This is a genomic window from Nocardia sp. NPDC056100 (genome assembly GCF_042266325.1).
Classification (GTDB): Bacteria; Actinomycetota; Actinomycetes; order Mycobacteriales; family Mycobacteriaceae; genus Nocardia.
The window spans coordinates 1,946,593-1,961,147 of record NZ_JBHJVY010000001.1 but is presented as its reverse complement, the minus strand read 5'-3'; the positions used below and the strand labels follow the sequence as shown (position 1 = coordinate 1,961,147).

The window sequence follows — 14,555 nt, the reverse complement described above, 5'->3', positions numbered from 1 at the left end:
CCACCCATGGATCTCCTGACCTACTGCCTCGCGAAACCCGGTGCCTGGCAGGACGAACCGTGGGAGGGCGATGTGGTCGCCAAGGTGGGGGACAAGATCTTCGCGTTCGTCGGGAGCGGGGCGGCTGTGACGCTCAAGTGCGGTAGTAAGCCCGAGGCCGATGAGCTGATCGCCATCTATCCCGATGATGTCTCGCTCTCGGCGTATATCGGGCGGTACGGGTGGGTTTCGGTGAAGGTCGGGGGCAAGGTGCCCGAGGACGAGTTGCTCGAGCTCATCGACGCCTCCTACGACGCCATCGTCGCGAAGCTGCCGAAGTCCAAGCGGCCCTGATCTGCGTCGTTGGTGGGTCATTGGTGATTCATTGGCGGGGACCGGGAATGTACCGGGCAACGCCGGAATTGGTCCGGCCGCGCCGATCCGGAGCCTGATATGCGACGCCGTGCCCTCGCCCACCTGCTCACCGCCGCCGTGCTGGCGGGGCTGACCGCATCCGCCGCGACGGTGATCGCGCACGCCGACACCGGGTTCCGCATGTCGGAGTACACGCTGACGGGGAGCAACTACAAGGTCTCCGTGCCGCGTACCGATATCGACGGTGTGGACGGGCCCTACCTCGCCGCGCGCGATGAGTTCAACAGTTCGCTGCGCGGGGCCGCCGACGGGTACATCGCCAAGGTCACCCCGACGCTCAACCTGTCCACCTCGGTGAACTTCACGTACGTCGGGCCGCACCTCTTGAGCGCCAAACTCGGGGTCAACTACTTCGCCGAACACGCCGCACATCCCTACGAGGACTTCACCACCCACACCACCAGCCTCGACAGCGGTAAGGCCATTCAACTTCAGGATGTCTTCACGGACTTGAACGCGGGCTTGACCGTGCTGTCGAAGCAGGCCGCCATCCTCGTCCCCAAGACGAACGCGGGTGACACCTACTACAAGGACGGCATTCTGCCGACCGTCGACAACTACCGCAATTGGGCGGTCGATTCGGGTGGCATGCGGATCTACTTCGGTGAAATCGGTTCGCACGCGGCCGGAAACATCGTCATCACCGTGCCGTGGTCGGCCCTGTCGTCGGTGTTGTCTCCGCAGATGAAGGCACTGGTCGCCTGATCCCGAGACCTCGATGTCACACCCCGGCACGCTGCGTCGTCCTCTTGATGAACCGGCCCGAAACGAGGGCCCATCAACAGAAATCGAGAAGACGCCATGAACACCGCCTACATCATCGTCACCATCGTCGCCGCCGCCTGGGTCGGCTTCTCGGCGTTCTCGCTGCTGCGCAAGGCGCCGTTCGTGGTCGACCCGCTGATCGAATACGGTGTGCCGCAGTCGTGGTGGGCTCCGCTGGGAGTGGCCAAGGCCCTCGGCGCGATCGGCCTGATCGTGGGCCTGTTCATTCCCGCCATCGGCATCGCCGCCGCCATCGGCCTGATCCTCTACTTCGCCGGTGCGGTCATCACCGTCCTGCGCGCCCGCTCATACAAGACCGTCGCCTTCCCACTGCTGTACCTGATCCCCGTAGCGGTCGCGGTGGGCCTGGGCGCCGCCGCCTGAGAACGCCCGCGGTCTCCGATCCGAACCAACGCCGACCGGGTAATGGTGGCGCGGCTGTCTCGCCGCCACCATTACCCGGTCGCCGTCATTTCACCTGTGGCACAGGCTATCCCGAGATCACAAAGCTCCCGTGCCCGGCGATATGCGGCTGATCGGTATCGATGGTGACCTCGATCCGCCCCGGCACCTTCCCGGTCCACACCGGAACCCACAGCGCGGTATGACTACCGTCATCCCCCAGCGGCACAACCGGATTGACCGCACTCGCCCCGGTATCAAGATTCCACCAACTCACCGTCGCATTAACCGCACATCCCCCGGAACCCGATGCGAGCGTGGTGAATTCCGCCCGAATCCACATCACCTGATCCCCATAGAAATCCCGCGCCGGATCATAAAACCCCCGCACCTGCCCGAAACAGGGCACCAATCCTCCGCCGAGAGTCATCGCGGGATTCACGGTGGTGACCGGATCAGCCCACGAAGTCCCCGTCGCACCCACCAAACCGACAACCAAACCGACAGCCCCAAGCAGAGATCGACTCCAAGCCACAAACACCTCCAGGATCGATGTGCAAAACCCGACCCTACGAGACAACCACTTCTGACGTTCCGGCCGAGTGGATATCTCGATCGTCAGTGGGTGAGTTCGCCTGTGGTCAGTTGGAACTGGGTGCCGTCGGGGGATTGGCCTGCGGCTACAGAGTGTTGGGTGGTGCCGTTGCTGCTTATGGCCCAGAAGGTCATGGTTAGTTGGCCTTTGGGGGTTTGGCAGGTTTGGGTGGGTGGGGAGAGTTCGGCGGTGTTGCCATCTGCTGACAGGGTCCAGGTGCAGCCGTTTTCGAGGGTTGCTACGTGGATTTGGTTGGCAGGGGCCGGGGTGATGTGGATTGTGCCGGTTTGGGGGGTGGGGGCGGTGAACCAGTTCAGGGTGTTTACGCCGGTTAGGACGTTCGCGGGGGTGTAGGTCCAAGTGCCGGTTAGGGATTGGAGGGTTTCCTGGCGGGGGGTGGTGTTTGCGCGTTGGCGTTCGCCTCTGGGGAGGGTGAAGCCTATGTCGCCTAGTGGTTGGTGGCTGATGGCGTGGATGGTTTCGGAGGCGTGGTCGCCTTGGAATCGGATGTTCCAGACAGTCATGGTGTAGGACGAGCCGATTACCTTGTTGAAGCAGGATTGGGTGGGGTCTCGGAGGGCGAAACCGTCGGGGGCGGGGATGAAGTGCCAGGTGCAGCCCTGGTCGCTGGTGCCGGTGACACCGCCGGGCTCGCGGGCGAAGGTGACCGTGCCGATTTGGGGGAATTGGACGGGGACGGGGATGTCCAGGCTTGCGATATTCGTTCCGGCGGCGCGGTCGGGGTGGGTGTAGTTCCAGACGCCGAGGTAGGAATCGATGGGGTCGGCGGCGGAGGCCGGGTGGGGGATGGCGTTGGTTGCCAGGACCCAGGCTGTGAGGGCTGCCGCTGTGAGGAAGACGCGTAGTCGGCGGCGAAGAGTGTTGTGGCCCATGATGGTTCCGTTCGAGCTACGGGAGTTCGTTGGTGAAATCCCACTAGAGGCAAGGACGGGGCACGGGTCCGGGAAGTTACCGGCGGAATCGGTAACTATTCGAGGGGCTGTCTCGTCCTGGAGATGTGACCGTGTCTGACGCACTCATCAACACTTGGCGGGCCGATCGCGCCTATCTGGTCGATCTGGCGTATCGCATGCTGGGGACGGTGGATGAAGCCGAAGACGCTGTGCAGGAAGCGTTCATGCGGTTCGCGCTCGCCGCGCCGGGCAGCATCGAGGATCCACGGGCCTGGCTCACGGTGGTGACGAGCCGACTCTGTCTCGATGTGCTGCGCAGTGCCCGGGTGCGCCATGAATTCCCGGGCGATCCGGCGGTGGCGCTGGCGGCGTTCACCGATCCCGCCTCACCCGCGGACCGCGTAACCCTCGATGACGAAGTGCAATTGGCGCTACTGCTCCTACTGCAACGGTTGAGCCCGGCCGAGCGGGTGGCCTTCGTACTGCACGATGTCTTCGGCATGCGGTTCGAGGACATCGCCGAAACCCTCGGCAAGCCGGCCGGTACCTGCCGGCAATTGGCGCGGCGGGCCCGGCTCAAGATCGCCGCCGAAGCGGGGCTGAATTTCATCGAGAAGAACGAGCATCGGCGTGTCACCGAACGCTTCATCGCCGCCTGCGCGGGCGGCGACCTCACCGAACTGCTCGACGTCCTGCACCCGCAGGCGTGGGGGCGGGTCGCCTTCACCGCCGAGTCCGGACTCGCACCCGTCATCACACAGGGTCCGAACAATGTGGCCGACAACCTGATCCGGTTCTACGGCCCGCACACCACCCTGGTCTCATACCCCGCCGCCAACCCGGTACTGCTCGCCTTCCGCGAGCAACGCCTGTTCGCGGCACTGAAGCTGACACTGGCCGACGGCCTGATCCGGCGCATCGACACCACTGTTGACCCCGGGCGAGCCGCCGCTGCGCCCGGTTCCGGATAGCCCCCGGTAAGCTCGGGTTTTGTGCATACGAACGGGCGCCGCAAGCTAGGGGTGATGGGCGGCACCTTCGACCCCATCCACCACGGGCACTTGGTCGCGGCCAGTGAGGTGGCTAATCGGTTCGCGCTGGACGAAGTGGTTTTCGTCCCGACCGGGCAGCCCTGGCAGAAGGCCGACAAGTACGTCAGCTCCGCGGAAGACCGCTATCTGATGACCGTCATCGCCACCGCGAGCAATCCCAGCTTCTCGGTCAGCCGCACCGATATCGACCGCGGGAAGAAGACGTACACCGTCGACACCCTGCGTGAGCTGCGCGAACAGTATCCCGAAGCGGATCTCTACTTCATCACCGGTGCCGACGCGCTGGCCAGCATCCTCACCTGGCAGGATTGGGCCGAACTGTTCGAACTGGCGAAATTCGTCGGAGTGAGTCGTCCGGGGTACGAATTGAACATCGACCATCTGGCCGACCATCTCCGCAACTACCCCGCCGACGCCGTCACCATGATCGAGATCCCGGCGTTGGCGATCTCGTCCAGCGAATGCAGAAGGCGGGCCAGTGAAGGCCGGCCGGTGTGGTACCTCGTCCCCGACGGGGTCGTGCAATACATATCTAAGCGGCACCTGTATGTGCCGGACAGCAACGGGAAGGTAGCAACAGGGTGAGCGCATCCGTCGAAGCGGTGAAGATGGCAACGGTGGCCGCATTGGCGGCCGACGAGAAACTGGCATCGGACGTCGTGATTCTGGACGTGTCCGAGCAGCTGGTGATCACCGACTGCTTCGTGATCGCGTCCGCGCCCAATGAGCGCCAGGTCAACGCGATCGTCGACAATGTCGAGGACAAGCTGCGCGAGGCCGGATACAAGCCGGTGCGCCGCGAGGGCACCCGCGAGGGCCGCTGGGCGCTGCTCGACTACGTCGAGATCGTCATCCACATCCAGCACAATGACGAGCGCGACTTCTACGGCCTGGAACGGCTCTGGAAGGACTGCCCGCAGGTGCCGGTCGCAGGTCTGGAAGATCAGCGCGCGAAGGCCGCCGAGGCCGGAGACGACGAGGCCGGAGCCGAGTAGTGAGCAAGCTTGCCGGCGTCCGCCGTTTGATCCTGTTGCGGCACGGGCAAACCGAATGGAACGCCACCGATCGCATGCAGGGCCAGATCGACACCGAACTCAGTGATGTCGGCCGTCGCCAGGCCAAGGACTGCGCACCGGATATGGCGTCCAGCGATGTCCTGGCCATCATCTCCTCGGACTTGCGGCGCGCGCACGACACCGCGCTGTGCGTCGGTGAACACGCCGGACTGCCGGTGACCACCGATATCCGGCTGCGCGAAACCGATCTCGGACAGTGGGAGGGGTTGACCCATCACGAGGTCGACGCCCTCGCACCCGGAGCGCGCAAGGAATGGCGGATGGACGCCACCTTCACCCCGCCCGGTGGTGAATCCAAACTCCAAGTGGGCGCTCGCGCACTGCCCGTGGTGCACGAACTGTTCACCGAGCGCCCCGACTGGCCCGGCCGTACCATCATCCTGGTTGCGCACGGCGGATTGATCGCGGCGCTGACCGCGGCGATCCTCGACCTCCCGCCGGTGAACTGGCCGGCCCTGGGCGGGCTCGCCAACACCAGCTGGGTGCAGTTGACCAGCCACGGTCCGAGTCTCGACCGGCCCGGCTGGCGTCTCGATGTATGGAACGCGCTGGCGAAGGTAGCTCCCGATGTCCTCTGACACCCCCGAACAGCAAGCCTCCGGCGAACGGCCGGTGCTGCTGGTCATCGCCGACTCGCTGTCCTACTTCGGGCCCAAAGGCGGGCTGGCGGCGGACCATCCGCGCATCTGGCCGAATCTCGTTGCGGCCGAACTGGGCTGGGATGTGGAATTGGTGGCGCGCATCGGGTGGACCTGCCGGGACGCCTACTGGGCGCTGATCGGCGATCCGCGGGTGTGGGCGACCGTGCCGCGCGCGGGAGCGGTGGTATTCGCGACCGGCGGCATGGATTCGCTGCCGTCGCCGTTGCCGACCGCGTTGCGCGAGCTGATCCGTTATGTGCGACCGTCTTTCGCGCGGCGGCAGGTGCGCACCGCGTACAACTGGGTGCAGCCCAAGCTTTCCCCGCTCGGCTGGCCGGTGGCGCTGCCGCCGTCGGTGAGCGTCGACTATCTCGAGCAGTCGCGAAACGCGCTGGCGGGGTTGCGGCCCGAGCTTCCCATGGTGGCGGTGCTGCCCTCGGTGCATCAGTGCGATGCGTACGCCCGGCATCACAGTGGACGCGAACCCATGGTCAAGGCGGTCACGAAATGGGCTGACACCCATTCGATTCCGCTGGTCGATCTCGGAGAAGCCGTGCGCGAGAACGTCTTCCACGGTGAGGCCAATCTGGACGGTATCCACTGGGGCTGGGAAGGGCACGTCGCGGTGGCGCAGGCCATGGTCAAGGCGCTCTCCGAGGCGACATCCCGCGAGGTTCGGACTGCATGACGGGCTCGTACGGCAGAACGAGCCCGCTCGGCTCGAATCGCGTGAAAGGCATTGCGCGCGAGGGGGATCGCTAGCCGATGCCCGTGGTGGTGGTCACCGATTCGTCGGCCAGCCTGCCCGCCGAACTCGCCAGGGAACTCGGCGTGCTCGCGGTGCCGCTGCACATCCTCGTCGACGACCGGGAAATCCGGGAAGGTGTGGACGAGTGCGATATCGACTACAGCTCGTCCACGGTGACCACCTCGGGGGCGTCACCGGGTGATCTGAAAGCGGTGTACGAACAGGCACTCGAACTCAGTGGCGGGGATGGCGTTGTCGCCGTGCATATTTCGCGGCAGCTGTCCGGCACCTGGGAGGCCGGGCGGCAGGCCGTGCGCGATATGGACTCCGACAAGGTGCGACTGGTCGATTCACTCAGCGCCGGGCTGGGCACGGGCCTGCCCGTGCTGGCCGCGGCTCGCCGGGCGCGCACCGGTGCGCCGCTCGATATCGTCTACGACGCGGCCGTCTCGGCCGCCAGTCGGGGACGGGCGTTCATCGTGGTCAACCGCACCGAGCAATTGCGCCGCGGCGGCCGATTGAGCACGGCGGCAGCGTTCTTCGGCACCGAGCTGGTTACCAAGCCGATCCTGCAGATCGTCGACGGACGGCTGGAATTGCGCGAGAAGGCCCGTACCCGGTCCAAAGCCTTCGCCAAACTCGTCGCGGCGGCGGTGGACGCGGCCGGAGACGACGGCGCCACCGTTGCGGTGCAGCACCTCGGCGCGGAGGAAGCGGCGAACACCGTCGCCGGTCAACTCCGCGATCTGATCCCCGGCATCCGCGAACTCATCGTCACCGAGTTCGGGCCAACTCTCGGAGTACATCTCGGCATGGGCGCGGTCGGCGCGCTCGTCGTGCCGGGCGGCTGCGGCTGACCAGCGCTAACCCGAGCGGAATCCGGTTGTCCACAACCGGAAATCCATCCACAGGCCGACCGAAACCCCAGGTCGCTCCCACGGCCTGATCCGGCGCGACCCATACCGTCGCTCCCATGCCGAAAACCGACGAACGCAGCGAGGTCAGCCGCCGCCTCGGCGGCCTCACCCACCCCCAACCACCCACCGCGCCAGCAGAATTCGCGCCCATCCCACCCCATCCACCCCGCTGGAACGACGATTCCCTCACCCCGCCCCGCCGCACGGTCAGAAGTTGCGAATCCGACGGCTGGGACACCGACCCCGCCGAGGCCGGGCACTCCGTAGACCGGGACGAGTGGGCCCCTTCGGACCGCGAACGCGGCGGTTCAAGCGGATCATCAACTCCCGCATGGCTGTCCGAACCCTGCGGTCCCGTCTCGCTCTGGCATGAACGCCTGGTCCCGGAGCGGTTCCGAGGCACCCGCTGGGACCCGGGTCCGCGCGGCGCGGTCGTTCTGACCGCCGTCGCGGTGGCGGTCGTAGTACTGGCGGCGCTTCTCACCTTCCGGGAAAGGCCGGTGGCGCAGGCGGTTCCGCCGATCACTGTTGCGGGCGAGAGCGCCATCGCCGATTCGGATGCCGGTGGTGGCGCGTCCACGACGGGTCGGGCCGGCGCTCCCAAACCCGCCGTGCCCAGAACCACCGCGCCCGCACGAGTGAATCCGCCAGGCAGTGGTTCGGCCGCGCAGCTTCCGGCTGGATCGAATCCGCCGGGCGGTGCATTGGCCGCGCCAGCTCCTGTCGGCGGATCGAACCCACCGGGTGGCGGGCTCGCAGCGCAAGCGCCCGCCGCTGAACCGAATTCAGACCCCGAGGTGAACGGGCACCCCGCCAATACCGGCGAAGTGGTGGTGAGCGTTATCGGCCTCGTCGAGCACGGCGGCCTGCGCCGCTTTCCGCCCGGAGCCCGCATCGCAGACGCCCTCAAAGCGGCCACCCCGCGCCCCGAAGCCGACCTGTCCGGCCTCAACCTGGCCCAGCACCTCTGCGACGGCGACCAACTCATCGTGGGTCGCACCGGCCCCCGCCCGGGCACCCAACAGGTTGGCAGCAAAGTAATCAACGGCACCGGAACCCCTTCGCCCGCATCCACATCCCCCGGCGCAACCCGCACCACCGGCCCACCGCAAAAGGTCAACCTCAACACCGCGACCGAAGCCCAACTCGACACCCTCCCCGGCGTAGGCCCGGTCACCGCCCGCGCCATTCTCACCTGGCGCACCCAGCACGGCCGCTTCACCTCGATAGACCAACTCGCCGAAATAGAGGGCATCGGCCCCGCCCGCCTCAACCGCCTCCGCCCGGTGGTGACCGTATGACCGTCGGTGAGGATCGTGAGCGCGGTATCGAAGTCGGCGGCGATGCGGGGGAGCTGCCCGACGAGCTGGATGCTCGGTTGGTTCCAGCGGCGTTCTGTTGTTGGGGCGCGACGATTGTGGCTCTCGTCGGTGGGTGGCGGGTCGGAGTGTGCACCGCGGTGGGGTGTCTGTTGCTCGGGGTTGGGGTGTGGGGGTTGATGATTCGGTCGGGTGGGTGGCGAAAGGGTGTGGGGTGGGTGATGTTGGCGGCGTTTTCGGTGGGGGCCGGGTTTGCGGGGGCGGGGGCTTGGCATGAGTGGCGGGTTGCCGGGCATCCGTTGCGGGCGGTGGGGAAGGGGGAGAGGGTTGAGATCACGTTGATTGTGGCTGATGATCCGAAGGTGTTGGTGCAGAAGAAGTTTGGGGGGAGGAAGGTGATGTTGCGGGGGGATTTGGTGGAGTTTCGGGCGGGTGGGGAGGTGGTTTACGCCGGGGGAGCGGTGGTGGTGTTGGCGCCGGAGGTGGGGTGGCGGGGTTTGTTGCCGGGGCAGCGGGTGGTGTTTCGGGCTCGGGTGGCCAACGCTTTACGGTCGGATTTGACCGTGGCCATGTTGCGGGCCGAGGGTGCGCCGGTGGCGGTGGGGCGGCCGCCGTGGTGGCAGCGGGCGGCGGGGCGGATGCGGGAGGATTTCGGGACCGCGGCGCAGCGGGCGTTGCCCGGGGATGCGGCGGGACTGTTGCCGGGGTTGGTGATCGGGGATACGTCGCGGCTTCCGGAGCGGGTGCGGGAGAGTTTCCGTGAGACGGATCTGGCCCATTTGACCGCTGTCAGCGGGGCGAATATCACGATCTTGCTTGCGGCCGTGCTGGTTTCGATGCGCGCGTTGACCGTCGATCCGCGGGTGGGGGCGGTGGCGGCGGGGATCGCGCTGGTGATGTTCGTGATTCTGGCGCGGCCCTCGCCGAGTGTGCTGCGGGCCGCGGTCATGGGTGCGGTGGCCTTGCTCGCGCTGTGTACGGGTCGGAAGAAGCAGGCGCTGCCCGCGTTGTGTACGGCGATCATCGTCCTCCTGGCCTGGTCGCCGCGGTTGGCGATGGATGCCGGGTTCGCGTTATCGGTGTTGGCGACGGCGGGGCTCATCGTGCTCGCGCCCGGGTGGTCGGATTGGCTTCGCGCACACCGGTGGTGGCGCATTCCGGCTGACGCGTTCGCGGTGGCGGCCGCGGCGTTCGTGGTCACCACGCCGGTGGTCGTCGCGTTGACCGGGCACCTCAGTCTGGTGGCGATCGTGGTGAATGTGCTGGTGGAGCCGGTGATCGCGCCGATCACCATCGTGGGTGCCGTCGGTGCGATGCTGTCCTGCTGCTGGACGCCGCTCGCGGAGCTCGTGCTGTACTGCACGGCCCCGCCGCTATGGTGGCTGCTCACCGTGGCCGAGCGGTTCGCGGCCCTGGGCGCTTCGGTCACGCTGCCCACCGGTATCCGTTCCGGTGTGGTCGCGGCCGTGGTGTGCGCACTTCTCGTCGCCGGGCTCCGGCCGCGCGCACCGCGCCCGGACACACCCTCGTAGCCGGGGTGCGGGGTTGTCGGGGTGGGCTCGTAGGATCGCGGGGTGAGCCAACGACCAGCGCCCCTGCATCTCGTGCTCGGTGATGAAGAATTGTTGATCGAGCGGGCGGTGTCGGGGATCACCGCGCAGGCGCGGGCTGCTACGTCGGAGCCGGATTCCATGCCGGTGGACCGGCTGCGGGCGGGGGATGCGAGTACCGCCGAGTTGGCCGAGCTGCTGAGTCCTTCGCTGTTCGCCGAGGATCGGGTGATCGTGCTGGAGGCGGCGGCCGAAGCGGGTAAGGATGCCGTCGCGGTGGTCACCGATGCCGCGTCCTCACCGCCCGACGGCGTGGTGCTGGTGATTCTGCATTCGGGCGGCGGGCGCGCCAAGGCGCTCGCACCGGCATTGCAGAAGATGGGCGCGGTGGTGCATCAGGCCGCCAAGGTCGCCAAGGCCGGCGAGCGGATCGAGTTCGTGCGCAATGAGTTCCGCGCCGCGAATGTGCGCGCCTCGGCCGATGTGGTGCAGGCCATTATCGAGGCGGTCGGCAACGATCTGCGTGAATTGGCCGCTGCCACTTCACAATTGGTCGCCGATACCGGCGGCAAGGTCGATGTCGCCGCCGTGCACCGCTACTACTCCGGCAGGGCCGAGGTCACCGGATTCGATGTCGCCGACCTCGCTGTGGCGGGCGACCGCGCCGCTGCCATGGAGGCATTGCGCTGGGCCACCGACCGCGGTGTTCCGGCGGTGCTGCTCGCGGACGCGCTCGCGGATTCGGTGCACACCATCGCCCGCGTCGGTTCGGCGGGCCGCGGTGACCCGTTCAAACTCGCGGGCGATCTTGGCATGCCCCCGTGGAAGGTGAAGAAGGCGCAGGGCCAGGCGCGCGGCTGGACCGGAGTCACCATCGGCCAGGCCCTCAAGGTCGTCGCCGGGCTCAACGCCGACGTCAAAGGCGGTGCGGCCGATACCAATTACGCCCTGGAACACGCCCTCGCACGGATCCTCGACCTCCGAGAATCCGCCTCCTGAGCGGAACGGCCTGGGGGGAAGCACTCTCGCCGAGCCGAATCCACCGGCGGATGCGAACGGCCCGGCGGGAATCACCTCCGCCGAGCCGAATTCATCGCTGCTGCCGCGAACGGCTCACGGCTCCCAGGTGATTTGGCCGCCCTCGAACTGCTGGGCCTTACCGTCCTTGTAGTTGTACTCATCGCTGGTCGGGTAGCCGTAGCGGCCGTTCTCCGAACCGTTGCGAACCCAATCGTCGCGGATCGCGCCCCAGATGGTGCGGGTGCCGCCCTTCTGCGAGGTGTAGATCGCGCCACCCTCGAAGAGCTGATAGCGGCCGTCGCCCTTATTGGTCTTGGCCTCATCGGAGATCGGGAAGCCCAGCGGGCTGTTCTCCCATCCGGCCGCGGCGTACTTATCGCGGATCGCGCCGCTGATCACATGCGTGCCCGAACCGATGGACCAGTAGATCGACCCGCCCTGGAAGTGCTGGAACCGCCCCGGCTTACCGGTCGCGCCCTCATCGGTGGTCGGGTACTTCAGCGCACCGGACTCCGCGCCCACCCCGCGCCACTTGTCCCGGATCGCGCCGCCGATGGCATGCGCGTCGGTCGCGGGCGTCCAGTAGATGGAGACGTTGTTCGCGAATTCCTGCTTCTTACCGCCGGCGGCGGCATCGGTTTCGGGTCCGGTCGGATCACCGAAGAACCCGGGCCCGCCCGCCCCGTCGTATTCGACCTCGATCGCCCCGCCCACATCGAACGGTCCGATCGGCCGGGCGGCAGCGGTGCCCACTCCGGTCGCCAGCACGGCCGCGACCGCGCCCGCGGCCACCACCGCCCTGGTCCAGGACGAATTCTTCGGACTCAGCGATGTCAAGAGATCTCCCAATGCAGCTGGTATGTACGTCCCCCGACGTTCCGGTGGCCCCTGCGGCCAACCGCAGCCATCTTGCAGGGAACCGCGCGACTCGGCAAGTTCCCAGGTTCGTGAAACGACAAAACCACCGTGGTCATCGTGGCCACGGTGGTTGTTCGAAGCATGATGCCGGTACGTATACCGGGGTGATCAGCCGAGCTTGTTGAAAGCCAGCGACAGCGCCGACTTCTTGTTGGCGGCCTGGTTGGTGTGGATGACACCCTTCGAGGCGGCCTTGTCGAGGCTCTTGCTCGCGGACTGCAGCAGCTCGCTCGCCTTGTCCTTCTCGCCCGCCGCAGCGGCCTCGCGGAACTTGCGGATCGAGGTACGCAGCGCGGACTTCACCGACTGGTTGCGCTGACGCGCAAGCTCATTGGTACGGATCCGCTTCATCTGGGACTTGATGTTGGCCACGCTTGTTTCCTCGTGTTCCTTCGTTTGGTGGTTTATGCGGGAAGCAAAGTCTTCGGGCGCACTACGCAGCCTGTAGCGCAGCACCGACGGTCGAGGTTACCAGGCAACGTCCGGGGTATGAAATCGACCCTGCCCGAAATACCCCCGATACGAGAAATTTATCCCGGTCCAACTGCGTGTTGCTCCTGCGTGATGGACTATTTTTGCATGACCCCCGCCGCAGCCGCACGAGCGGCCGCGGCCGCTCCCATAACGAACGGCCGCGCCGAGTTCAACGGTGCGCACACAGGAGTCTTCGAGGGATACCGCCCCGGGCGTTATTCGAAGGCTTATGACGAGATGTTCGACCCCTCCGGCCGGCCCCGCGCGCCCTATCGGGGCATCTTCGCGGCGCTGGCCACCATCGACGCGTCCGACCTCGCGGCGCGCGCCGAGGCGCTGGCCCGGGCCTTCGTGGATCAGGGCATCACCTTCTCGCTATCGGGCCAGGAGCGGCCGTTTCCACTGGACCTGGTTCCCCGGGTGATAGCCGCCACCGAGTGGACCAAACTCGAGCGCGGCATCAAACAGCGAGTGCGGGCCCTCGAGGCCTTCCTCGCCGATGTCTACGGTGAGCAGACCATCCTGCGCGATCGGGTCATCCCGATGCGGCTGGTCACCTCGTGTGCGCACTTCCATCGCGAGGCCGCCGGGCTCATCCCGCCCAATGGTGTGCGGATTCACGTCGCGGGCATCGATCTGATCCGTGATGAGCACGGCGATTTCCGGGTGCTCGAGGACAATCTGCGCTCACCGTCCGGTGTGTCGTATGTGATGGAGAACCGCCGCACCATGGCGCGCGTGTTCCCCGATCTGTTCGCCTCGCATCGGGTGCGCGCGGTCGGCGACTATCCGAGCAATCTGCTGCGCGCCCTGCGCTGTGCCGCCGCGGCCAATGAGGCCGATCCGACCGTGGTGGTGCTCACCCCCGGCGTCTTCAACTCCGCGTACTTCGAACATTCGCTGCTGGCACGGCAGATGGGTGTGGAATTGGTCGAGGGCCGTGACCTGTTCTGCCGCGACGGCGTCGTCTATATGCGCACCACGGCGGGGGAGCGGCAGGTGGACGTCATCTACCGCCGCATCGACGATATCTACCTGGACCCCATGCAGTTTCGCCCCGATTCCATGCTCGGCGTCGCCGGAATCCTGAACGCCGCACGCGCGGGAACGGTGGTGCTGGCCAATGCGGTCGGCAACGGCGTCGGCGATGACAAACTCATCTACACCTATGTGCCCGCGTTCATCGAGTACTACCTGGGCGAGAAACCGATTCTGCCCAATGTGGATTCGTACCGCTGCTGGGAACCCGAGGAGCGCGACGAGGTGCTCGATCGGGTCGCCGAACTGGTGGTGAAACCGGTGGAGGGCTCCGGCGGCTACGGCATCGTCATCGGACCGGACGCCACCCCTAAGGAATTGGAGGCGATACGCCGCAAGGTGCGTGCGGATCCGCGCGGCTGGATCGGCCAGCCCGTGGTGCAATTGTCCACGGTGCCAAGCAAAATCGGGCCGAAGCTGGCCCCGCGGCATGTGGATCTGCGGCCGTTCGCGGTCAATGACGGTGAGGACATCTGGGTGTTGCCGGGCGGATTGACCCGCGTGGCGCTGCCGGAGGACTCGCTGGTGGTGAACTCCAGCCAGGGCGGCGGGAGCAAGGACACCTGGGTGCTGGCCGCGAGAACCTCGGGGGCGGAACGGGAATTGTCCGGGGATCAATTGGTGAGCGAACAGCTCATTCCGGGGGATCGCGATCAGGCGCGAGAACCCTCGCCCGCACGGGCGAATCAACAACAGCAATAGCAAACAACAG

At 66.6% G+C, this 14,555-nt stretch carries 17 protein-coding genes; 13 read left to right on the top strand and 4 right to left on the bottom strand.

Features of this window, described 5'->3' with window-relative positions; all coding sequences use genetic code 11:
• Nucleotides 1–6 precede the first annotated feature (6 nt).
• The 3 genes from ACFC0O_RS09125 to ACFC0O_RS09115 all read left to right on the top strand — a co-directional run bounded on the left by ACFC0O_RS09125 (nucleotide 7) and on the right by ACFC0O_RS09115 (nucleotide 1,563).
• Entirely contained in the window at nucleotides 7–333 is a 327-nt protein-coding gene (locus ACFC0O_RS09125) for an MmcQ/YjbR family DNA-binding protein (protein ID WP_375955130.1), read from the top strand.
• A gap of 99 nt (nucleotides 334–432) precedes the next feature.
• A complete protein-coding gene (locus tag ACFC0O_RS09120) occupies nucleotides 433–1,119 on the top strand; it encodes an RsiV family protein (RefSeq protein WP_375955128.1) in 687 nt (228 codons plus the stop codon).
• A gap of 96 nt (nucleotides 1,120–1,215) precedes the next feature.
• Complete coding sequence (locus ACFC0O_RS09115) at nucleotides 1,216–1,563, top strand: DoxX family protein (protein ID WP_364629782.1); 348 nt, start codon at nucleotides 1,216–1,218, stop codon at nucleotides 1,561–1,563.
• A 106-nt stretch (nucleotides 1,564–1,669) separates the two neighbouring features.
• On the opposite strand, the gene ACFC0O_RS09110 is transcribed toward ACFC0O_RS09115, so the two are convergent.
• A complete protein-coding gene (locus ACFC0O_RS09110; protein ID WP_375955126.1) occupies nucleotides 1,670–2,011 on the bottom strand; it encodes a hypothetical protein in 342 nt (113 codons plus the stop codon).
• 188 nt (nucleotides 2,012–2,199) lie between these two features.
• On the bottom strand, nucleotides 2,200–3,069 hold the full coding sequence (locus tag ACFC0O_RS09105; RefSeq protein WP_375955124.1) for a hypothetical protein: 870 nt from the start codon (nucleotides 3,067–3,069) through the stop codon (nucleotides 2,200–2,202).
• A gap of 125 nt (nucleotides 3,070–3,194) precedes the next feature.
• Between ACFC0O_RS09105 and sigI the strand changes: the two genes are divergently transcribed.
• The 9 genes from sigI (at nucleotide 3,195) to holA (ending at nucleotide 11,392) form a co-directional block, all read left to right on the top strand.
• Nucleotides 3,195–4,061 (top strand): RNA polymerase sigma factor SigI, encoded by an 867-nt coding sequence (sigI, locus tag ACFC0O_RS09100; protein WP_375955122.1) that lies wholly within the window; start codon nucleotides 3,195–3,197, stop codon nucleotides 4,059–4,061.
• Between the two features lie 21 nt (nucleotides 4,062–4,082).
• Nucleotides 4,083–4,727, top strand: a complete 645-nt coding sequence (nadD, locus tag ACFC0O_RS09095) for a nicotinate-nucleotide adenylyltransferase (RefSeq protein WP_375955120.1) — start codon at nucleotides 4,083–4,085, stop codon at nucleotides 4,725–4,727.
• Nucleotides 4,724–5,137, top strand: coding sequence for a ribosome silencing factor (gene rsfS, locus ACFC0O_RS09090; protein ID WP_375955118.1), 414 nt, complete (start codon nucleotides 4,724–4,726; stop codon nucleotides 5,135–5,137). Before nadD ends, rsfS begins: the two co-directional genes overlap by 4 nt.
• Nucleotides 5,137–5,796 (top strand): histidine phosphatase family protein, encoded by a 660-nt coding sequence (locus tag ACFC0O_RS09085; protein WP_375955117.1) that lies wholly within the window; start codon nucleotides 5,137–5,139, stop codon nucleotides 5,794–5,796. The genes rsfS and ACFC0O_RS09085 overlap by 1 nt, the downstream gene beginning before the upstream one ends.
• Nucleotides 5,786–6,547, top strand: a complete 762-nt coding sequence (octT, locus tag ACFC0O_RS09080; RefSeq protein ID WP_375955115.1) for a diglucosylglycerate octanoyltransferase — start codon at nucleotides 5,786–5,788, stop codon at nucleotides 6,545–6,547. The genes ACFC0O_RS09085 and octT overlap by 11 nt, the downstream gene beginning before the upstream one ends.
• A gap of 77 nt (nucleotides 6,548–6,624) precedes the next feature.
• Complete coding sequence (locus ACFC0O_RS09075) at nucleotides 6,625–7,464, top strand: DegV family protein (RefSeq protein WP_375955114.1); 840 nt, start codon at nucleotides 6,625–6,627, stop codon at nucleotides 7,462–7,464.
• Between the two features lie 116 nt (nucleotides 7,465–7,580).
• Nucleotides 7,581–8,825 carry a helix-hairpin-helix domain-containing protein gene (locus ACFC0O_RS09070; protein WP_375955112.1) on the top strand — a complete coding sequence of 415 codons (1,245 nt, stop codon included), beginning with the start codon at nucleotides 7,581–7,583 and terminating at the stop codon, nucleotides 8,823–8,825.
• Between the two features lie 416 nt (nucleotides 8,826–9,241).
• Nucleotides 9,242–10,375 (top strand): ComEC/Rec2 family competence protein, encoded by a 1,134-nt coding sequence (locus ACFC0O_RS09065; protein WP_375955110.1) that lies wholly within the window; start codon nucleotides 9,242–9,244, stop codon nucleotides 10,373–10,375.
• 42 nt (nucleotides 10,376–10,417) lie between these two features.
• Nucleotides 10,418–11,392 (top strand): DNA polymerase III subunit delta, encoded by a 975-nt coding sequence (gene holA / locus ACFC0O_RS09060; protein WP_364629820.1) that lies wholly within the window; start codon nucleotides 10,418–10,420, stop codon nucleotides 11,390–11,392.
• Between the two features lie 114 nt (nucleotides 11,393–11,506).
• Here the strand turns inward: holA and ACFC0O_RS09055 are convergent, their stop codons facing one another.
• Both ACFC0O_RS09055 and rpsT read right to left on the bottom strand, forming a co-directional pair.
• Entirely contained in the window at nucleotides 11,507–12,250 is a 744-nt protein-coding gene (locus ACFC0O_RS09055) for an LGFP repeat-containing protein (protein ID WP_375955108.1), read from the bottom strand.
• A 189-nt stretch (nucleotides 12,251–12,439) separates the two neighbouring features.
• Nucleotides 12,440–12,703, bottom strand: coding sequence for a 30S ribosomal protein S20 (gene rpsT / locus ACFC0O_RS09050; RefSeq protein WP_375955107.1), 264 nt, complete (start codon nucleotides 12,701–12,703; stop codon nucleotides 12,440–12,442).
• Nucleotides 12,704–12,910: 207 nt separating this feature from the next.
• On the opposite strand from rpsT, the gene ACFC0O_RS09045 reads away from it, so the two are divergent.
• A complete protein-coding gene (locus ACFC0O_RS09045) occupies nucleotides 12,911–14,545 on the top strand; it encodes a circularly permuted type 2 ATP-grasp protein (protein ID WP_375955105.1) in 1,635 nt (544 codons plus the stop codon).
• Nucleotides 14,546–14,555 lie beyond the last annotated feature (10 nt).